Below are 21,954 nucleotides of genomic sequence, written 5' to 3'. Positions count from 1 at the left end.
TAGAAGCGTCTTGACAAAGTAATCACAAAGTGTTAAATTAAGTGAAGTTAACAAAAAAGTTCATAACTTTATAAAATTTTTAGAAAGTTGATTGAAAATGAAAAAAATCAGCAAATACGCACTTGTGGCAATGTCAGCTCTATTGCTGGCGCATTCTAGTCAAATCGTTAATTCCGAAGAACGTTTGGTTCCGTCGCAGCTTGTCACGACGGTGAAACTAACTCAGGGTGTTCTCTTGTTTGAAGAGATTGGTCCTTACGCTGATCAATTAGCGGGAAAACAATACTATAAACATATTGAGAAGATTATTCTTGATGAGGACATTTACGAAAAAGGATTAGAAGGTGACTGTAGTTTTGACATCAATTATCAAGGGATTAAGGTAAATGCTAAGCTAATAAAAGATGGCAAGCATGACTTGATTATTGTCAATAAAAAGGATGGTGGGATTTTAGTCAACTTTGAAAAAACCGGTAATAAAGTGACCTTTTTGTCTGCTCATAAACTGGAAACAACAGATTCGCTAGAAACCGTTAATCAAGACTCTGCTCTTGATTACAAATCAACAGAAAAAGCTGAGACCAAGAATGCCCCGTCTGGTCAAACAGCTGATAACTTGTCATTAATAACAAAATTGAGTCAAGAAGATGGGGCAATTTTATTTCCAGAAATTGATCGTTATTCTGATAACAAACAGATAAAAGCTTTGACTCAGCAAATCACAAAGGTTACAGTCAATGGTACAGTTTATAAAGATCTTATTTCAGATTCTGTAAAAGATACTAATGGCTGGGTCTCGAATATGACAGGGCTTCATCTTGGAACAAAAGCTTTCAAAGATGGAGAAAATACAATCGTGATATCCTCAAAAGGATTTGAAGACATTACCATTACCGTTACCAAGAAAGATGGTCAAATCCATTTTGTATCTGCCAAACAAAAACAACATGTGACTGCTGAAGACAGACAATCAACAAAGTTGGATGTCACCACTTTGGAAAAAGCTATCAAAGAAGCGGATGCGATTATTGCTAAAGAAAGCAACAAAGACGCGGTCAAAGATCTGGCTGAGAAACTTCAAGTCATCAAGGATTCTTACAAAGAAATCAAAGATAGTAAGCTACTCGCCGATACTCATCGACTGTTAAAAGATACCATCGAGTCTTATCAAGCAGGTGAGGTTTCTATTAACAATCTCACAGAAGGAACCTATACGCTAAACTTTAAAGCTAATAAAGAAAACTCAGAAGAGTCCTCCATGCTTCAAGGTGCTTTTGATAAAAGAGCCAAATTAGTGGTTAAAGCAGATGGTACAATGGAAATTTCCATGCTTAATACTGCTTTGGGACAATTTTTGATTGACTTTTCTATTGAAAGCAAAGGGACCTACCCAGCAGCAGTGCGTAAACAAGTTGGCCAAAAAGATATCAATGGTAGCTATATTCGAAGCGAATTTACCATGCCTATTGATGATTTGGATAAATTACACAAAGGTGCTGTTTTGGTATCAGCCATGGGAGGTCAAGAAAGTGATTTAAACCACTATGACAAATACACCAAACTTGACATGACCTTTAGTAAGACCGTTACCAAAGGCTGGAGTGGTTATCAGGTAGAAACTGATGATAAAGAAAAAGGGGTTGGGACTGAACGTCTTGAAAAAGTTTTAGTTAAACTTGGCAAAGATTTAGACGGCGATGGTAAATTATCAAAAACGGAATTAGAACAGATTCGAGGTGAGTTGCGTCTAGACCATTACGAGTTAACAGATATTTCTTTATTGAAACATGCTAAAAATATTACAGAACTACATCTGGATGGAAACCAAATTACGGAAATTCCAAAAGAGTTATTTAGTCAAATGAAGCAACTTCGATTTCTTAACTTAAGAAGTAATCATTTAACTTATCTAGACAAAGATACATTTAAAAGCAATGCTCAATTAAGAGAACTCTACTTATCAAGTAACTTTATTCACTCTCTTGAAGGAGGACTATTCCAGTCGCTTCATCACCTGGAGCAACTTGATCTTTCCAAGAATCGTATTGGCCGACTTTGTGATAATCCATTTGAAGGATTGTCTCGTCTGACTTCATTAGGTTTCGCAGAAAATAGTCTTGAGGAGATACCTGAAAAAGCGCTAGAGCCTCTAACATCACTTAATTTTATCGACTTATCTCAAAATAATCTAGCACTACTGCCAAAAACAATAGAAAAATTGCGCGCCTTAAGCACTATTGTGGCAAGTAGAAATCATATTACTCGTATTGATAATATTTCATTTAAAAATCTTCCTAAATTATCTGTACTCGATTTATCAACTAATGAAATTTCAAATCTTCCAAATGGTATATTTAAACAGAATAACCAATTAACAAAACTTGATTTTTTCAATAACTTGCTTACTCAGGTTGAAGAATCAGTATTTCCAGATGTTGAAACGCTTAATTTAGATGTGAAGTTCAATCAGATAAAAAGTGTGAGTCCAAAAGTAAGAGCTCTTATCGGACAACACAAACTGACTCCACAAAAACATATTGCAAAACTTGAAGCTTCTTTAGATGGCGAAAAAATAAAATATCATCAAGCTTTCAGTCTTTTAGATTTGTATTATTGGGAGCAAAAAACAAATTCTGCCATTGATAAAGAACTAGTGTCTATTGAAGAATATCAACAATTGTTACAAGAAAAAGGTTCAGATACTGTTTCTTTACTTAATGATATGCAAGTCGATTGGAGTATTGTGATTCAGTTGCAAAAAAAAGCTTCCAATGGACAGTATGTGACAGTTGATGAAAAGCTTCTCTCAAATGATCCGAAAGATGACTTAACGGGAGAGTTTTCTTTAAAAGATCCGGGTACATATCGGATTCGCAAAGCTTTAATAACAAAGAAATTTGCTACTCAAAAAGAACATATCTATTTGACATCTAATGATATCCTTGTGGCGAAAGGACCACATTCACATCAGAAAGATTTGGTTGAGAAAGGTCTTAGAGCATTAAATCAAAAACAATTGCGTGATGGTATTTACTATTTAAATGCCAGCATGTTAAAAACTGACTTAGCATCTGAGTCCATGTCAAACAAGGCTATTAATCATCGAGTGACTTTGGTAGTTAAAAAAGGTGTTTCCTATTTAGAAGTTGAGTTTAGAGGGATAAAGGTTGGTAAAATGTTAGGCTACCTTGGTGAATTGAGCTATTTCGTAGATGGTTACCAAAGAGATTTAGCTGGAAAGCCTGTCGGTCAGAAGGAAAAAGCTGAGGTCATTTCTTATGTGACCGATGCCACAGGTAATCCGCTTGAGGATGCTTATGGAAAACAATACCCTAAGGTGCTCCGCTTTAAATTGATTGAACAAGCTAAAAAAGATGGTTTGGTACCACTGCAAGTTTTTGTTCCTATTATGGATTCTATTTCAAAAGGTTCAGGCTTCCAAACGGTCTTTATGCAGCTGGATTGGCAAAGCCTCACAACAGACAAGAGCAAGATGACAGAAGAAAAACCTTCTCAAAGAAATACTGGGGAAGCGTTGCCTGTAGGTCCATCAACAGATAAACCGGCTGCAAAACAAGAAACTTCAACAGCACCTCATCAATCATCAGGTGCTGGAATAGCTAACTTAACAGACCTACTAGCTAAGAAGCCGTCTGCTCAAGCCAAGTCAGACGATGCTACAAAAAAAGATGAGTCAACTAAGACGGATAAATTGAAGCGCTTGGTTTCTGATCATCAATCTTCACTTGGCGAACAGCAGTCAACAGGGAAACACTCCACATCGGGCGAGACAAAACGTGGTTCAGGTCAACTGCCAAAATTTAAAGATAGCCCTAATCGCTACCATCTGATAGCTGGCTTATCTACATTTGTCATTGCTGCTTTAGGTTTAGTTTTAGGTCGAAAAAAATTATTCAAATAAGCTTCTTCACAAACACTAAGTGATGATTTGTTAGAGCGAATAACATGCCTATGATTGATGTGCTGAAATCGTTGATTTAGAGCGGTCAAAGACTAGGTGTGTTTTTCGCGTCTTATAGGTTTATAGATGGATTAGGGGTGTTTAGTCAAGAGAAAACAGCTAAATTGGTGTAACACTTAAGCGATACCAACAAAGAAATAGATGAGAGGAAGAAATGACAAAGGCAGTAACAAAACATATTCTGCAAGGTTTAATAGTGATTATCTTAGGATTATCAGTGATGGCAGGGCAGGTTTTTGCGGATAGGGGACAAATTTATAGTTGTCTCATTCAGAGAAATTATCGTCATCCGGTATCAGGAGATATTGAAGATAGTGGTGGGGAGCATTCTTTTGACATTGGTCAGGGAATGGTTGAAGGGACTGTTTATCAAAATGGCATGTTGGAGACTTCAGATTCGGGAGACTTGTTGTTAACCTTTCGCATGAGCTTAGCAGATTTTTCAGGAGACTACCATTTCTGGGTGCAGCCTGGGGGTAGAGGGAGTTTTCAGGCAGTAGCTTATAGCATAACGCAACAAGGTACAGATCATAATGGAACAACCAAAGATATCGCTATTAGCCTACCTGATGTCAACAGTGTTATTCGAGGGAGTATGTTTGTAGAACCAATGGGAAGAGAGGTGATTTTTTACCTTTCTCCTGCTGGACTTGAAGAAGGTTATTCTGGCAATATGATAGCGCAATTGGTAACTGGCAGAACTGAGTCCCAGGACCAAGAAACTCCTGCCACCAAAGAAGTTTCTGAGAATAAGGCAAGAGAGGGACACAAAACCATTGCTCAGGCAGCTAAAACATCTAACAAGCCACTAAAACCAAAATCAAAAGCTAAGGCAGAAGGATTTTCCAGATTAACAGGTTCCAAGGAATCGTCTCAGGTGGGATTGGTGACCTCATTAGACAAGAAACAAACAAAGGTTCCTGCTCAGAAGACTTTGCCGGTCATTATTTATTACCTCCCAACTCTTATCTTGATAGTAGGTGGAATGGTGTTGTGGATATGGAAAAAGAGAAAAACGAATGATCAAACAATTTAAGTTATTGGCTCTAGCTATGGTAGTTCTTCTTTTAACAGCTTGTGTCAATCAACACCCGAAGGTAATGAAAGCATCTAATGGCCAGAGGATTGTAGCGACTTCGGTTGCAGTTGCCGATATTTGTGATCGTCTAAACCTAGACTTAGTCGGGGTTTGCGATAGCAAATTATATCAGCTTCCAAAACGTTATGACGAGGTTAAGCGTGTTGGCTTACCCATGAATCCTGATATGGAAGTTGTAGCTTCTTTGAAGCCTACTTGGATTTTAAGCCCAAATGCTTTGCAAGAAGATTTGGAACCTAAGTATCAACAATTGGATACCGAGTACGGTTTTTTGAATTTACGCAGTGTGGAGGGCATGTACCAGTCTATTAAGGAGTTAGGGGAATTGTTTGACCGTCAACAAGAAGCTAAGGTCTTGTGGAAAGACTACCAAGTTTTTTACCGAGCTTATCAAGCCCAGCGTCAAGGGAAGAAAAAACCAAGAGTGCTGATTCTTATGGGTTTACCAGGCAGTTACTTGATTGCTACCAATCAGTCCTACGTTGGCAACCTCTTAGAGCTAGCAGGTGGTGAAAATGTCTACCAATCTAGCGACAAAGAATTCTTATCAGCTAACCCAGAAGACATGTTGGCTAAGAAACCTGACTTGATTTTAAGGACAGCGCATGCTATTCCGGATAAGGTAAAAGGCATGTTTGATAAGGAATTTGCGGAAAATGATATTTGGAAACACTTTGAGGCAGTCCAAAAAGAGAAGGTTTATGACTTGGATAATCAATTATTTGGCATGAGTGCCAAATTCAACTACCCAGAGGCCTTGGAAACCTTGGCTCAGATGTTTGACCAAGTAGAGGGTAAACAATAGAATGGCAACATTAGATTTACAACAAGACCTAGCTTTTCATGCGAAAAAACGGTTGAAAAGAACAATTTACGTCATCATGTTATGTTTGGCTTTGCTTATTTTGAGTGCTGTGGCCCTCTCCTTAGGGGGCTTATCGGTTTCTTATGGAGCAATAGTAAAGGGCCTTTTTGTGGCCTATGATCCTCAAGTTGCTTTGATTTACGATTTGCGGTTTCCAAGGATTGTCATTGCTTTATTGGCAGGAGCTGGGATAGCTGTTTCGGGAGTGCTGTTTCAAGCAGTCTTGAAAAATCCGATTTCGGATCCTGCTATTATAGGGGTTTGTAGTGGTGCCAGTTTTATGGTTTTACTGTCCAGTTTACTCTTACCACAGCTGCTGCTATATGGGCCAATCTTATCATTTTTAGGAGGGGGAGTCTCTTTCTTGCTCATTTATGGTTTGGCATGGAAAAAGGGATTACATCCTGTCCGCATTATTTTAACTGGAATTGCTATCAATGCCTTATTTATGGGGTTGTCAACTGCCTTAACGAGTTTTTCGGCTTCTGCAAGTCCTTTAGTCAATGCTTTATTGGCAGGGCAAATTAGCCAAAAAACATGGGTAGATGTTGGCGTCTTACTTCCCTACACCCTTATCGGTTTAGGATTGGCTCTGCTATTTTCGAGAATTTGTGATTTGCTGTTGCTAGATGATCAGGTGATTCGCAACTTAGGGATGGACAGTCATCTACTACGCTTGGGGATATCTCTTATTGCGGTGTTACTAGCTTCTGCAGCAACGTCAGTAGTTGGGGTGGTTTCTTTTTTAGGATTAATTGTTCCTCATATCAGTCGCTTACTGGTGGGAAGCAAACATCAGGTGTTAATTCCATTTTCGGCCTTATTGGGAGCCTTTGTTTTTTTGCTAGCAGATACTCTAGGCAGACGTTTGGCCTATCCTTTTGAAATCAGTCCAGCTATTATCATGAGTATTATAGGCGGGCCTTACTTTATTTACTTGTTAAGGAGGTCTGATGTGATATGACAAAGACTGCTTATCATATGAAGGTTCAGAACCTTTCTTTCGGCTATGAGGAAAGGCTTGTCTTGGATGATCTAAACTTTACCATCCCAAAAGGCAAAATCACGACTATTATGGGGGCAAATGGCAGTGGCAAGTCGACTCTTTTGCGTCTGTTAACCAAAAACTTTCCTGTCAAACAAGGTCAGGTTTGGCTGGAGCAGGAAGCATTAGACAAGATTTCTCTGAAAGCCTTCGCTAAAAAAGCTGCCGTAGTGCATCAGTACCATAGGGTAGTAGATGATTTGACAGTTGGCGAATTGGTCGCTATGGCTAGGCTAGCTCATTGCTCCTTCTTAAAGGCTTTGAGCAAGAAAGACAAAGAGAGAATTGCTTGGGCATTAATGGTGACAGGGTTAAGTGATTATGCTTACCGTGATCTCCAGTGTCTGTCTGGCGGGGAGCAACAGCGCGTGTGGATTGCGATGGCTCTCGCTCAAGAGACAGATATCATCTTTTTAGATGAGCCAACCACCTATTTAGACATCAAGTGCCAGATAGATATTCTGAGGCTTATTACTAGAATTAATCAAGACTTAGGAATAACAATTGTTTTGGTTTTGCATGACATTAATCAGGCCCTGTCTCTTTCAGATCACCTGCTTGCCTTAAAAGATGGTCGTCTTTATGCACAGGGTCACCCCAGAGAACTAGTGGGACAAACATTTATCCGAGAGGTGTTTGATATTGATCTTCCTTTTGTTGAAAAAGATGGACGGAACTTTGTCATTACCTCGTTGGTCAATGAGACCGATGTTATTAGTAATCAGAAGGAGACATAGAAAGCAAAATAGATGAAGGAAACAAGAAATACGATATCAAAAGAAAAACGACGTTCACTTCTTAAACGGCTGAGAGAGAGGGTTGCCCCGAAGAGGGGCTTGCTTTATGTATCAGCATTTTTAGCTTGGTTACAATTTTTAATGAGGGTTATCAGTTTTTACCTTATCGCCAAAACATTTGCAGCCTTTTGGGTCGGACAAGCTGTTGCTTTGGGCTCGCTAGTAGGTTGGTTATTACTTTTAAACATGACCGGCTTTGCTCTTGCTCTACTGGCCAAACGATTGCAAGGAATCGCTTCACAATTTGCTAGAGATTCGTTGAAACAATCCTTTTTTGAGGCATTTGTGGCGTTAGACGGGCAATTTGATGCCAATGCTAGCAGTGCAGATATTTTGACGTTGGCTTCACAAGGGATTGATAGTCTCGATACTTATTATGCTTACTATCTGTCTTTATCAATGAGAACCAAGTGGAATTGTAGTACGGTTATGCTACTAGTTTGTTTGATTTATCCTTTGGCAGGAGTGGTCTTCCTATTGACTTTACCTCTGATTCCTCTATCGATTGTAGCCATGCAAAAGCGGTCTAAGCAAATTATGAGCCAGTACTGGTCTTCTTATATGGATGTGGGAAACTTGTTTATGGATGATCTTAAGGGCCTTAATACCCTCTATTCTTATCAGGTAGCGGAACGCTATGAACGTGAATTTACAACGAAGGCAGAGCAATTTCGAAAAGCGACCATGTCCCTGCTAGGTTTTCAATTACAGGCCGTTGGTTATATGGATGCGGTGATGTATCTCGGCATTGGTTTATCAGGCTTTTTAGCTGTTCAAGCTTTGGCAGTTGGGAGTCTTTCACTTTTTCACTTTTTGTTCTTTCTTTTAATCGCAACAGAATTTTTTGCTCCTATTCGTGAGCAAGGGTATGGCATGCATTTGGTGATGATGACGACTAAGATGGCTGATCGCATCTTTACTTTTTTAGATAGTGTTCCAGAAAGAAAAGATAACCAGACAAAAGACTTAGGAGTGTTTAGTCAGATTACTATCAAGGACTTGACCTTGGCATATGGGGAAAAAGTAGTGCTCGATACTATTTCCCTGAGAATAACCCAAGGGCAGTTAACAGCGATTGCAGGCGTTTCCGGACAAGGGAAAACTAGCCTTGCTCAGTTGCTTTTGAAGCGGCAGCAGGCTACAAGTGGGCACATTCTTTTTGATGATGTCGACAGTAAAGAGGTATCAATGGACAGTCTTAATCAACAGTTGCTTTATGTCTCAGACCAATCTACCCTGTTGAATCGAAGTATTTATGACAATTTAACATTGGCAGCGAACCTGTCTAAAAAAGAAGTGCTGGAATGGATTGATCAACACGGTTTATTGACGTTTATTAATTGGTTGCCTGATGGTCTTGATACACTGGTTGGTGAAAACGGCAATCTGTTGTCACCTGGTCAAAGACAGCAAGTTATTTGTGCTAGGGCTTTGCTTAGCCAACGCTCTCTTTATATTTTTGACGAAGCAACCTCTAGCCTAGATGCTGAGAACGAACGGATTATTGATGGTTTGATTGAGCAGCTCGCTAAGAAGGCAATAGTCATTGTGATTACGCATAAAATATCACGTCTGAAAAGGGCTGATCAAGTGCTCTTTTTAAGTTCAGAACAGCCAGCTTGTTTAGGAAACCCTCAGGAGCTCTATCTTCATCAACCTTCTTATCGTCAACTCGTTGATACTCAAGAAAGATTGGAGGAATGTCTTTATGGCTAAACAGGTGTCATCTACTATGACCTTGGTTGGACGTTTGTTACGTCTGATGAAGTCTTTACTTCCTTGGATTGCCTTGGCGGTAACCTTTGCTGTTACGGGTTTTATCATTACTGTTAGTATTCCAACAGGACTGGCTTATTTGGGTTTGTTAGCCATCAAGCAACAGCCGATTCCTATAGGCCTTTTATACCTTTTGCTTAGTTTGGCTATTTTACGAGGATTAGCCCGGTACGGGGAACATTATTTTGGTCATTTTGTTGCCTTTCATAGCCTGGCTGCTTTTCGGAATATGATTTTCAAGAAATTACGAGCCTTATCTCCGGCCCATATCGATCACCAAGATAGTGGGCATCTGCTTAAGATGATTGGGGAAGATATTGAGGCCTTGGAAGTCTTCTTTGCTCATACTATTGCTCCTGTTTGCACAGCTTTAGTATCAGCAGGCCTGATGTTTTTCTTTTTTTGGCAGATGAGTTGGAAACTAGCCATCTTAGCGATGTTGACCTATGCCTGTCTGGCTATTTTTATTCCAATTTATTTTGCTAAGCTCTTACAGCTTCTGTTGGCAAACCAAAATGAAGGACGAAAGGCTTATCTTTCTTATTTCTTGGAAAGTTTACGGGCGGTCAAAGACTTATTGCAGTTCCAAGTATTGGAAGAGCAGTTTGCTCAATTGACTGAAAAAAGTAAGCTGGTCAATGCCCTTGATCGTAAGGTGGCGCAGGCACAATTCTTACAGATGGCCTTAACCTTTTTCTGGCTTGGGCTCACCATTTTAAGTTTTGCCTATTTAGTATTTGAGGGAATCCGCCAAGAGGACTTGTCCTTTGAGAGTGGGTTGCTATCTTTTGTAGCTTTTACGGCTTCTTTTGCGCCCTTTTTAGAATTAGGCCGCTTACCTTTAGGATTTAAGCGAGCCATGAATGCAGCTAGAAACATCTTTGGGCTTTTAGATCAAAGAGTTGTGGTGGATGAGGGGACAGAGGAAGTAGCAGAGATAACTCAAATTGCCTTTGAAGATGTTAGTTTCGCCTACCCTCAGCGTCAAGAACAGATTTTTAAGCACTTATCGGTTGCTTTTTCGGGAAAAGGTATTATCGGCATTCAAGGAGAGTCTGGATCTGGAAAGTCCACCTTGGTGAAACTCATCATGAAATGGTATAATTGGGAGGCTGGAAATATTTTTCTAGATGATGTGGACAGTCGGTTGCTAAGTGCAGCTAAATTGCAGGCTAATATTGCCTACGTTCCCCAAACCGCGCAGCTATTCCAACAGACGATTCGTGAAAATTTGACCTTTGGTCAAGCAGCTATTTCAGATGAGGAAATTTGGGATCTGGCTGAGGTTTGTGGTATGAAAGAACGTCTTCTGGCTTGCGAACAGGGCTTGGACACGGTGATCACGAGTACGACAGATTTCTCAGCTGGTGAAGGTCAGCGACTAGAATTAATGCGAGCCCTCTTGAAACATGCCAGCTGTTATATTTTTGATGAACCAACCTCTCATCTAGATTCTCTAAATGAAGCTATATTCATTGATTTAATCAAGAAACATTGTCAAGGAATGGTCTTTTTGATTTCGCACAGGTCTTCAACCTTGGCTTGTGTTGATCAATTATACGACATGAAAAACGGTACCCTAACAGAGGTGAAAGAACGATGAAACAATTAACCATTAAAGATATTATGACAACGGGCGCTTTTGCCGCTCTCTACTTTATTTGTGTCGGCCTAGGCACCTTGATTGGTCTCTTTTTTGACCGTTCGGGAAACATGTTATACGCCCCGGCCTTTGCAGCTCTACTGGGAGGGACAGTTTATTTCCTCCTAATTGCTAAATTACAAAAATTTGGTCCAGTAACTCTATTGGGACTTGTGATGGGCGGCTTTTTCTTTCTCAGTGGGCATTTTTTTGCGGCCATGTTTCCTAGTCTCATCTTTGGTTTCTTGGCAGATGTCATCGCATCTCTAGGAAAGTACAAATCCAAAGTCCTTAACAATTTGTCCTACCTTGTATTTGCCTTTGTTAATAGCGGTCCTATTCTGTTGATGTGGTTGCTGAAAGATGCTTATGTGAAAAGCTTGTTAGCGCGTGGTAAGGACATGACCTATATCAATCGTGTCATGTACGACTTTAGCTTTGGACATGTCACTTGGTTCATAGGGACAGTTCTCGTGGGAGCGTTACTTGGGTCAGCATTTGCCCATTATTTGTTGCGAAAACACTTTATGAAATCAGGATTGTTGTCATGAGGCTTGACGTCCGTACAAAGTTATTGCTATTAGTATTAGCCAATGTTTGCTTCTTTTTTCGTATCGAAGGTTGGCTGGAACTAATGGTAGTAGCAGGTTTTTTAGCTCTTTTATATGGCTTGGGCAAGAGAGTCTTATCTCTCAAAATGGGGCTCATTTACCTCTCGCTGCTTGCTTTATCTCTTGCGCCATTATCAGCTTTACCATCCTATTTTTACCATTTATTAAGTTTTGTGCCCGTTGTGGGGAAGTTGATTTACCCCTCTCTGTTGGCAGCTTTGATTGTGATTAAGACGACAATGATTTATGAGCTGGTACACGGCTTACGCAAATGGCGTCTTCCTGAGGTTTGGTTATTGACCTTTGCTGTTATGTTTCGTTTTTTGCCCATCATCAAGCAAGAAACACGCGTGATTCATCAGTCCTTAAAAATTAGAGGAATTTTTTTGGATAAATGGGCAGTGTTGACTAAACCAAGGCATTATTTGGAGTATGTGTTGGTGCCTTTACTGTTATCTTTACTAAGGAGTAGCCAAGACCTTACGATAGCCAGTTTAACCAAAGGATTGGCGGTCAAAAAAGGTGCCAGCGAATGCTTTATCTCACGCCTAACATGGCAAGATTGGGGGGTACAATTTTGGATTATCATCACCATCACCATCATGGTCTTCCAATAATAACAGCTAAAAATCTGAAGTTCGCTTACCAACAAAGTGACAAGGTAGCCTGTCAAGTGAGTCACCAGGAGGTGACTGCTGGTCAGTTGATTGTTCTTTGTGGTCCTTCAGGGTCTGGCAAGTCTACCTTTTTAAAATTGCTCAACGGCCTGATTCCTGATTATTATACTGGAGAATTGCAGGGCAGTTTAAAGGTTGCTGATTGCCAAGCAGGCATAGATAGTGTTGAAATATTTTCCAGATCTGTGGCCTCCGTTTTTCAAAATCCTGCCAGCCAATTTTTCTATCGCGAAGTTCAGCACGAATTGGTCTTTCCGTGTGAAAATCAAGGGCTTGATCCCAATCTGATCATGGAACGTTTGAAGACTTTGGCTCAAGATTTTGACGTTCAAGACGTGTTAACTCGCGATATGTTTCACCTCTCTGGCGGTCAAAAGCAACGGGTTGCTATTGCTACCGCCATCATGCAAGGTACAGAGATTATGGTGTTTGATGAGCCAACTGCCAACTTAGACCAAGCAGGTATAGAAGCTGTCAAAGCCTACCTGTGTCAACTAAAGGCAGCCGGAAAGACTATCATTGTAGCAGAACACCGCTTGCATTACTTGACGGATCTGGCCGATGCTTATTTCTATTTTAGTCAAGGACGTTTGACCAAAACACTGACAAGCGAGGAGTTACTGGCCCTGTCCGACACAGATCGTCAAGCCATGGGCTTGCGCAGTTTAGACCTCTCTGATGTCATTCCTGTTCTAATAGAAAAAAGGAGCAGTCAGCACTATAGCGACAAGGATGACCTTTGTATTCACAATTTAACTGTCCGAGCTGGCTCTAAACGCCTCCGACAGATTGACAAGCTTAGTTTTGCAGCAGGGAAAATTTCAGGTATTACCGGACCAAATGGTTTAGGGAAATCCCAGTTAGTTGCTTACTTGGCAGGTGTTTTGGAAGATCCGAATGCTCAAATCAGTTTTCAGCATCAAGTGCTGACAGCTAAAGGACGATTAGCCAAAACAAGTCTTGTCTTACAAGATGTCAGTCTACAATTGTTTGCGGAGTCTGTTTTGAAAGAAGTCAATCTGGGACATAACAAGCATCCTATGACGGAAGCAGTGCTTGAACAATTAGCCCTAGCCCATTTGGTTGATCGTCACCCTGCCAGTCTATCAGGGGGCGAGCAACAACGGGTTATGATTGCAGCTAGTCTGTTGTCCGATAAAGAGATTTTTATCTTTGATGAGCCAAGTAGTGGACTTGATGTGTTCCAGATGCACGCCCTGGCTAAGCTTCTTAAAGAACTAAAAAGCCAAAACAAGGTGGTTATTGTGATATCACATGATGAAGAACTTTTGAGTCTGGTCTGTGACAGCATTTATCAACTAACCCCTTGAGCAGGGGTAAAAACTTCTTGAATGGTTAAGAGGCTTTTATCTGAAAATAAGTTGAAACTCTTGTATAATAGATACAAGAGTTTTTGTGAAGGGAAGAAAAATGCTATTAACAGCTCCGATTGCTCACTTAAAAGGCCTAGGACCCAAGTCAGCAGAAAAATTTCAAAAATTAGGTATTTATCAGATAGAAGACCTATTGCTCTACTATCCTTTTCGTTATGAAGATTTTAAGAGCAAGTCGGTGTTAGAGCTGTTAGATGGTGAAAAAGCCGTTATCACAGGAACCCTTGTGACCCCGCCGAATGTACAATATTACGGGTTCAAACGAAACCGGCTGACCTTTAAAATCAAACAAGGAGAAGTGGTGATAGGGGTTAGTTTTTTCAACCAACCCTATTTACAGGATAAATTAACGCTGGGCAATGAAGTTGCTATTTTTGGAAAATGGGACCAGAAAAAAACAGCTCTAACAGGTATGAAATTGCTGATGACTGTGGAGGATGACTTGCAGCCAGTTTATCATGTAGCTCAGGGAGTCAGTCAAACAGCACTCATTAAAGCCATTAAAGCAGCTTTTGATAGTGGTGCTTTAGACGAATTGAAAGAGAATATCCCAGATAGTCTTCTTGAGAAATATCGATTAATGCCAAGGCAAGAAGCAGTTTATGCCATGCATTTTCCTAAAACCTTGACTGACTATAAGCAGGCGTTGAGGCGTATTAAGTTCGAAGAACTCTTTTATTTTCAACTGCGACTGCAGGTCTTGAAACAAGCCAATAGGTCAGAAAACAGTGGATTAGCCATCGCATTTGATCAGGAAAAGATAAATCATCAAATTGCTGCTCTGCCATTTCCTTTAACTCAAGCGCAGGAACGTAGTTTACAGGAAATTTTGAGGGATATGCGTTCAGGTGCCCATATGAATCGGCTGTTGCAAGGGGATGTTGGTTCTGGGAAAACAGTTATTGCTAGCCTTGCCATGTATGCGGCTTATACAGCAGGGCTTCAATCGGCACTAATGGTACCCACAGAAATTCTGGCTGAGCAGCATTATGATAGTCTAATCAAGCTTTTTCCGAACCTCTCTATTGCCATTCTGATGTCAGGTATGAAGGCTCCTGAAAAACGGACGGCTTTAGCGGCCATTGCAGATGGGTCGGTGGATATGATTGTGGGGACCCACGCGCTCATTCAAGATGCTGTTCAATATCACAAATTAGGGCTTGTTATCACAGATGAGCAACACCGATTTGGAGTGAAACAACGCCGTATTTTCCGCGAAAAAGGTGATAATCCAGATGTGCTCATGATGACGGCAACCCCTATTCCAAGGACATTAGCTATTACAGCTTATGGGGAAATGGATGTTTCTATTATTGATGAGTTACCAGCTGGTCGAAAACCTATTGTCACTCGTTGGGTTAAGCACCAACAATTGGACACCGTTTTGGCTTGGATGAAAACGGAACTGGAGCAAGGGGCACAAGCCTATGTGATTTCGCCTTTGATTGAGGAATCTGAAGCTTTGGACCTTAAAAATGCTGTGGATTTGGAAGCTGAATTAAAAGCTTATTTTAAAGCATCAGCCCGTATAGCCCTTATGCATGGTAAGATGAAGGCAGATGAAAAAGAAGCTATTATGCAGGCTTTCAAGGCTCAAGAGATTGATCTCTTGGTGTCAACAACAGTCATTGAAGTCGGTGTCAATGTTCCCAACGCTAGTATCATGGTCATCATGGATGCGGACCGTTTTGGACTTAGTCAACTGCATCAGCTACGTGGCCGTGTCGGACGTGGTCACAAGCAGTCCTATGCGATTCTAGTAGCTAATCCTAAAACAGAATCAGGAAAGGAACGCATGGCCATTATGACAACAACCAATGATGGTTTTGTTCTTGCTGAGGCAGATCTCAAAATGAGGGGCGCTGGCGAAATATTTGGAACCCGCCAATCAGGTCTTCCCGAATTTAAAACCGCAGATATTGTAGAGGACTACGCGATTCTGGAAGAAGCTCGCAAAGTAGCGACGATGATTACCTCAGAGCCTCACTGGGAGCAACAGGAAGAATGGCAGATGATGCTGAATTACCTTGACACGACAGCAGACTTTGATTAAGGACCGAGGGTCATTGATTATTTAGGGATACTCGCCTTTACCTTTTCCAAAAGTGTGAGTTGAAGTAACTAATGAGAAATGCTTTTTTTGAAGAATAGCTGCGCTACGGTATATGATATCACTAATAGAGTTGGAAAGAGCTAAGTCTATCTCTTTTTGATATAATATGAGCATCATGGGACGAAGGAGACATCAAATGGAGTTACAAAAAATTGGTCAAACGGACTGTCAAGGCTCACGTATTGCACTTGGCTGTATGCGTCTAGCAGCCTTAGACCTCGCCTCTGCTAAAGAGGTCTTAAAAACGGCAGTGGATACGGGTATGACCTTTATTGATCATGCGGATATTTATGGTGGAGGCCAATCTGAAGTTCGCTTTAGAGACGCTACAAAAGCCTTGGGGTTATCCCGTGATCAGTTTATCTTGCAGACCAAATACGGTATTCGTGATGGCTATTTTGATTTTTCTAAAGAGCATATTCTGTCATCGGTCGATGCAAGTTTAGAAAGGTTGGGAACGGATTACGTGGACTTCCTTGTTCTTCATCGTCCAGATGTCTTGGTCGAGCCTGAGGAGGTAGCAGAAGCCTTCAGCCAACTTAAAAAAGCTGGTAAAGTGAAACACTTTGGAGTTAGTAATCAAAATCGTTTTCAAATGGAACTGCTACAAACCTATTTAGACGATCCTCTGGCAGTCAATCAATTGCAATTATCACCAGCCCATACTCCCTTATTTGATGCAGGGTTGAATGTGAACATGCGTAATCAAGCTGCTATAGACCGTGATAATGGGACTATCGAGTATTGTCGATTGAACCAAACCACCATACAAGCTTGGTCGCCTTTCCAAATTGATCTGGGAAAAGGTCTTTTCGCAGGTCATCCTGATTATGTCGCTTTAAATGCAACCCTTACTCGTTTAGCGGACCATCACCAAGTTTCTGTGGAAGCCGTAGTGATTGCTTGGATTTTAAGACATCCTGCCAAGATGCAAGCTATTGTTGGGTCCATGAGCCCTGACAGGCTCAAAAAGATTTCAAAAGCTACCCAAATAGCCCTTAGCCGTCAAGATTGGTATGCTATTTATCGAAGTGCAGGGAATGCCTTGCCTTGACGAAAAAAATTCCCGCTAAACCATTAGTGGGAATTCTTTTTATAGCTGGTTAGCCTTCAATATAATCTTTTAATGCTTGCCCGCTAAGCCCAGCATTGAGGGCGATTAAGAGTTTGAGGCGGGCCTTAGGTGCATTTAACTCTTTCACAAACATGACGCCAGCCTCTTGTAACATGGCTCCGCCTCCTTGATAAGCATAAACTGGCTCCGCCATCCCATTGAAGCAACGAGAGACAAGAACGACTGGGATACCTAAAGCAATCAGACGTTTAATTTCAGTGACTGCTAGAGGGGGAACATTACCAGCTCCAAGAGCTTCGATGACTAACCCTTGAATGCGATCGGGTGTGAGGAGACTTAAAATACTCCCGTCTCCCATTCCCGCATAAGCTTTAACGATAGGGACCGTTCCAGAAATACTGCGAATATCAAAGCGAACCCGAGGTTCGGCAGTTTTAAAAAAGAGGAGGTCATTTTTCATAACCACTCCTAGTGGACCATGAGTTGGTGTTTGAAAGGTAGAAATGTTGGTGGTATGGGTCTTTGTGACGTATTTGGCAGCATGAATTTCATCGTTCATAACCACTAGGACGCCCTTGCCTTTAGCTTTGTCACTACTTGCTACTCTAAGGGCAGTAAGGTAATTGTAAATCCCATCGCTCCCAATTTCATTTGAGGATCTCATGGCTCCCGTGATGACAATGGGCAAGTCGGTAGGCAAAGCCATAGTATCTAAAAAATAGGCTGTCTCTTCCAAAGTATCAGTTCCGTGGGTAATGACCACAGCATCTACATACTCTGCCTTTTTTTGGATATAATGATAAATGCTTAGCATGTGGTAAGGAGTAATGTGAGGACTTGGAAGGTTTAAAAAATCCACCACAGTAAGGTGAACGTCTTGGGTTGTTAAGCCAACTTGAGTCATAGGGTTCAGTTGATTGGGTGTGACTTTCCCAGAATCGTCAGCCTGCATGGAGATAGTTCCCCCAGTGTGTAAGACAAGGATTTCTTTCATTTAATTGGCATACTTCTTTCCGTTTTATGATATAATCTATTCTATCATAAACAGAAGAGAGAACAGAAGGTTTTGACAATAAAAGCAGTCTTTTTCGACATTGATGGTACCCTTCTCAATGATCGCAAAAATGTCCAAAAAACGACACAAAAAGCCATTCAACAGTTAAAAAAACAAGGCATTATGGTTGGTTTAGCAACTGGTCGTGGGCCTGGTTTTGTGCAGCCTTTCTTAGAAAATTTTGGGCTTGATTTTGCTGTTACTTATAATGGGCAATACATTTTGACCCGAGATAAGGTTCTCTACCAAAATCAACTGCCTAAGTCTATGATTTATAAGATTATTCGGTATGCCAGTGATAAAAAAAGAGAGGTTTCTTTGGGGACCGCTTCTGGTTTAGCGGGGTCTCGCATTATTGACATGGGAACCAGCCAATTTGGGCAAGTGGTTAGTAGCATTGTGCCTAAAAGCTGGGTGAAGACGGTTGAGGGGAGTTTTAAGCATTTGGTTCGTAGAGTCAAACCTCAAAGTTTTAGCAACCTGGTGACCATTATGCGTGAGCCCATTTACCAGATTGTGCTAGTAGCATCAGCTGACGAAACCAGTAAGATTCAAGAAAAATTTCCTCACATCAAGATTACACGAAGTAGCCCTTATTCTTTAGATTTGATTTCGGTAGACCAATCCAAAATCAAGGGAATTGAGCGTCTAGGTCAGATGTTTGGATTTGAACTATCAGAGGTGATGGCCTTTGGTGACTCGGATAATGATTTGGAAATGTTATCAGGTGTTGGTGTTGGTGTTGCCATGGGGAATGCCGAAGCTGTGGTTAAAAGTGGTGCTCATTTTACCACCGCTTCAAATAATCATGATGGCATTTCTAAAGCTTTGGCTCACTATGGACTCATCCATTTTGATGTGGAAAAAAGCTTTAAGAGCCGTGATGAGAATTTTAATAAGGTTAAGGACTTCCATCGTTTGATGGATGGAGATACGATTGAGACACCAAGAAGTTACGCCTTGACAGAAGCAGGACATCGCGCTGATTTTAAGGTTGAAGAAATCGTGGAATTTCTCTATGCTGCTAGTAAGGGAGATAAGCAGCAGTTTACCCAATCTCTCCTCAATTTACATGGAGCCATTGATAAAGCTGCCAGTAAAGTTCAAGATAAAAAACGAACAGAGTCACCCTTGGTGGGGCAAGTGGACGCCTTGGCGGATCTCCTCTATTTCACTTACGGTTCCTTTGTCTTAATGGGTGTTGACCCTCAGCCTATTTTCGAGACGGTGCATGAAGCTAATATGGGTAAGATTTTTCCTGATGGTAAGGCTCATTTTGATCCTGTCACGCATAAAGTTCAAAAGCCTGATGACTGGGAAGAGCGTTATGCTCCTGAATCAGCGATAAAAAAAGAACTAGATAAACAGCTCCAAAAATCCTTGCAGCGGCTTGAAAAATAAATCGGATAGTTAAATGTCCTTCAATAGCATAATACTTGATAAATAAATGATAGGTATTATTAGTAAACAAAAAGCAGCGCCCATAGGACGTTGCTTTTGACATGAAGGGAATAATTGACCTTCTTTTGATGAGTTCATCTAAAACCTGGTTGTAATTTTTGTTTAAAGGGTTTTTGAGGTATCACGCACCACAAGCAAATCCACTTTGGCGTTACGCATGATGTACTCAGAAGATGAACCGATAAGGAGGCGTTCGAAGGTGTTGAGACCAGTAGCTCCGACCATGATTAAATCAATCTTTTCGCGATCTGGAATATCATGAGCAAGTAAGGTTTTGGGATTGCCGAATTCAATAATTTGTTTGACGTTTTCGATACCTGCAGCTCGGGCTTGTTTCTCAAAGTCGCCTAAAACTTCTTTGGCTTCTTGCTCCAATCTTTCGTAGATATAGGTATCAAAAGTAGCAACACTTTGAAGTGCGCGTGTATCAATCACATGAGTCAAAAAGAGAGAAGCCCCATTGCGTAATGCAACGTTGACACCTTTGTTGAAGGCTAATTCAGACTCGTAGGAGCCATCGATAGCGACGAGGATACGTTCGTATTTTTGTGACATAAGATTGCCCTCCTTTACCATTTGTCAAAACAATAACTTTTATTGTTAGTCTTATTATACTCTTTTTTGTTTGATTATGAAAGCGGTTTAATGTTTTTCCTGAAAGAAAAAAGATTCCTTGTAACAAATGAGGTTACCAAAATACTAACACCCTCCTACAACGGCTTTTTGATATACGCCCTGCATAATTTGCTGTACTAATCGGTCATGTTATAGGGTTGTTTTTGAAGTTTTTAGATTGAAACTTCCCTATTTGATATCGGGACTTGGAATGGATAAATTCTTTCTATTTTACTTATTTTGGTTTATAATATGGGATACGAGGTAAATGAGACTATGAAAATTATTGAAAAATCATCAAAATTAGAACATGTCGCCTACGACATTCGAGGTCCTGTTTTAGACGAAGCCAACCGTATGATTGCTAACGGTGAAAAAATCCTTCGATTAAACACCGGTAACCCAGCGGCTTTTGGGTTTGAGGCTCCTGATGAGGTCATCCGTGATTTGATTGTCAATGCGAGGCTTAGTGAAGGGTATTCAGATAGCAAGGGTATCTTTTCTGCCCGCAAAGCCATTATGCAATATTGTCAGCTGAAAGGTTTCCCGGAGATAGATATTGAGGATATTTATTTGGGAAATGGGGTGTCAGAATTAATTTCCATGTCATTACAAGCCCTGCTTGATGATGGGGATGAGGTGTTGGTTCCTATGCCAGATTACCCTCTATGGACAGCCTGTGTCAGTCTGGGTGGTGGCAAAGCTGTGCATTACTTGTGTGATGAAGAAGCGGATTGGTATCCTGACATTGCTGATATCAAATCAAAAATCACGAGTCGCACCAAAGCTATTGTGGTCATCAACCCTAACAATCCCACTGGTGCCCTTTACCCTAAAGAAGTCCTAGAAGATATTGTTGCCCTTGCAAGAGAGCACCAGCTGATTATTTTTGCCGATGAAATCTATGACCGATTGGTTATGGACGGAGAGGAGCATGTTGCCATTGCTAGTTTAGCGCCAGATGTATTTTGTGTATCCATGAATGGCTTATCAAAATCCCATCGTATTGCTGGTTTCCGAGTAGGTTGGATGGTCTTATCTGGGCCAAAAGATCACGTGAAAGGCTATATCGAAGGATTGAATATGCTAGCGAATATGCGCCTCTGCTCCAATGTGTTGGCCCAACAGGTAGTGCAAACATCTCTAGGCGGTCGTCAGTCTGTTGATGAGCTCTTGTTGCCAGGTGGACGTATTTTTGAGCAACGTAATTTTATCCATGAAGCCATCAATGCGATTCCAGGCTTATCTGCAGTTAAACCCAAAGCAGGTCTTTACCTTTTTCCTAAGATTGATCGTAATATGTATCGTATCGATGATGATGAAGAATTTGTGCTCCAATTATTAAAACAAGAAAAGGTGATGTTGGTTCATGGCCGAGGCTTCAACTGGAAGGACCCAGACCACTTCCGAATTGTGTACTTACCAACCGTGGAAGAATTAGAAGATGTTCAGGAAAAAATCACCCGCGTCTTACATCAGTACAAACGCTAATATATTTCTCATATCCAATTAATTAAAAAACACGAGGGATCACAATTGATGTGGTCTCTTTTGTGATGCCTACGACAGTAATGGCTTTTATAATATGTGACACTAACTATCATTGATGTGGTCGCTTTTATGAGATAAACGGAAAAAGTTACCACTATTACTTTGAATTGTCAAAAGAATAGATAATTTTCTGATAATTCCTTGCAAAAGTAGACCGGCTTTGTTATAATTGAAAAGCAAATAATTCGAAGGAAAAG

Annotated in this window: 16 protein-coding genes; 14 read left to right on the top strand and 2 right to left on the bottom strand. The window is 40.8% G+C overall.

The features are described from left to right. Positions 1–97: 97 nt before the first annotated feature. The 12 genes from FQT67_RS09130 to FQT67_RS09075 all read left to right on the top strand — a co-directional run bounded on the left by FQT67_RS09130 (position 98) and on the right by FQT67_RS09075 (position 17,055). The gene (locus FQT67_RS09130; protein ID WP_046176876.1) at positions 98–3,922 is read left to right on the top strand and encodes a leucine-rich repeat domain-containing protein; all 3,825 of its coding nucleotides are present in this window, start codon (positions 98–100) and stop codon (positions 3,920–3,922) included. A 214-nt stretch (positions 3,923–4,136) separates the two neighbouring features. Further along, complete coding sequence (locus tag FQT67_RS09125) at positions 4,137–5,018, top strand: heme-binding Shp domain-containing protein (protein ID WP_115257004.1); 882 nt, start codon at positions 4,137–4,139, stop codon at positions 5,016–5,018. After that, positions 5,002–5,886, top strand: coding sequence for a heme ABC transporter substrate-binding protein IsdE (isdE, locus tag FQT67_RS09120; protein ID WP_022555116.1), 885 nt, complete (start codon positions 5,002–5,004; stop codon positions 5,884–5,886). The genes FQT67_RS09125 and isdE overlap by 17 nt, the downstream gene beginning before the upstream one ends. Before the next feature lies 1 nt (position 5,887). Continuing rightward, a complete protein-coding gene (locus tag FQT67_RS09115) occupies positions 5,888–6,910 on the top strand; it encodes an iron ABC transporter permease (RefSeq protein ID WP_046176875.1) in 1,023 nt (340 codons plus the stop codon). Next, positions 6,907–7,728 carry an ABC transporter ATP-binding protein gene (locus FQT67_RS09110; RefSeq protein ID WP_046176874.1) on the top strand — a complete coding sequence of 274 codons (822 nt, stop codon included), beginning with the start codon at positions 6,907–6,909 and terminating at the stop codon, positions 7,726–7,728. The genes FQT67_RS09115 and FQT67_RS09110 overlap by 4 nt, the downstream gene beginning before the upstream one ends. A gap of 12 nt (positions 7,729–7,740) precedes the next feature. Continuing rightward, entirely contained in the window at positions 7,741–9,504 is a 1,764-nt protein-coding gene (locus FQT67_RS09105; protein ID WP_046176873.1) for an ABC transporter ATP-binding protein/permease, read from the top strand. Beyond that, positions 9,497–11,167 carry an ABC transporter ATP-binding protein gene (locus tag FQT67_RS09100; protein ID WP_046176872.1) on the top strand — a complete coding sequence of 557 codons (1,671 nt, stop codon included), beginning with the start codon at positions 9,497–9,499 and terminating at the stop codon, positions 11,165–11,167. The genes FQT67_RS09105 and FQT67_RS09100 overlap by 8 nt, the downstream gene beginning before the upstream one ends. After that, on the top strand, positions 11,164–11,757 hold the full coding sequence (locus tag FQT67_RS09095) for an MptD family putative ECF transporter S component (protein WP_003053895.1): 594 nt from the start codon (positions 11,164–11,166) through the stop codon (positions 11,755–11,757). The genes FQT67_RS09100 and FQT67_RS09095 overlap by 4 nt, the downstream gene beginning before the upstream one ends. Next, a complete protein-coding gene (locus FQT67_RS09090) occupies positions 11,754–12,434 on the top strand; it encodes an energy-coupling factor transporter transmembrane component T (RefSeq protein WP_046176871.1) in 681 nt (226 codons plus the stop codon). The genes FQT67_RS09095 and FQT67_RS09090 overlap by 4 nt, the downstream gene beginning before the upstream one ends. Then, positions 12,371–13,825 (top strand): ABC transporter ATP-binding protein, encoded by a 1,455-nt coding sequence (locus FQT67_RS09085; protein ID WP_046176870.1) that lies wholly within the window; start codon positions 12,371–12,373, stop codon positions 13,823–13,825. Before FQT67_RS09090 ends, FQT67_RS09085 begins: the two co-directional genes overlap by 64 nt. A gap of 100 nt (positions 13,826–13,925) precedes the next feature. Then, positions 13,926–15,941, top strand: coding sequence for an ATP-dependent DNA helicase RecG (recG, locus tag FQT67_RS09080; protein ID WP_046176869.1), 2,016 nt, complete (start codon positions 13,926–13,928; stop codon positions 15,939–15,941). Positions 15,942–16,137: 196 nt separating this feature from the next. Then, positions 16,138–17,055: an aldo/keto reductase gene (locus FQT67_RS09075; protein ID WP_046176868.1), complete on the top strand. Its 918-nt coding sequence runs from the start codon at positions 16,138–16,140 to the stop codon at positions 17,053–17,055. A 49-nt stretch (positions 17,056–17,104) separates the two neighbouring features. Here FQT67_RS09075 and FQT67_RS09070 read toward each other — a convergent pair whose 3' ends face one another. After that, complete coding sequence (locus FQT67_RS09070) at positions 17,105–18,070, bottom strand: asparaginase (protein ID WP_003053845.1); 966 nt, start codon at positions 18,068–18,070, stop codon at positions 17,105–17,107. Between the two features lie 72 nt (positions 18,071–18,142). Here FQT67_RS09070 and FQT67_RS09065 point away from each other — a divergent pair, with 72 nt between their 5' ends. Further along, complete coding sequence (locus FQT67_RS09065; protein ID WP_003052568.1) at positions 18,143–19,531, top strand: Cof-type HAD-IIB family hydrolase; 1,389 nt, start codon at positions 18,143–18,145, stop codon at positions 19,529–19,531. A 162-nt stretch (positions 19,532–19,693) separates the two neighbouring features. Here FQT67_RS09065 and FQT67_RS09060 read toward each other — a convergent pair whose 3' ends face one another. Beyond that, positions 19,694–20,146, bottom strand: coding sequence for a universal stress protein (locus FQT67_RS09060; protein WP_003052566.1), 453 nt, complete (start codon positions 20,144–20,146; stop codon positions 19,694–19,696). 336 nt (positions 20,147–20,482) lie between these two features. On the opposite strand from FQT67_RS09060, the gene FQT67_RS09055 reads away from it, so the two are divergent. Beyond that, the gene (locus FQT67_RS09055; protein WP_046176867.1) at positions 20,483–21,697 is read left to right on the top strand and encodes a pyridoxal phosphate-dependent aminotransferase; all 1,215 of its coding nucleotides are present in this window, start codon (positions 20,483–20,485) and stop codon (positions 21,695–21,697) included. Positions 21,698–21,954: the final 257 nt, after the last annotated feature.

Source organism: Streptococcus sp. NCTC 11567, assembly GCF_902141215.1.
Classification (GTDB): domain Bacteria; phylum Bacillota; class Bacilli; order Lactobacillales; family Streptococcaceae; genus Streptococcus; species Streptococcus dysgalactiae.
Note: the sequence above shows the minus strand (reverse complement) of the source record. Positions and strands in the feature narration are given on the sequence as shown.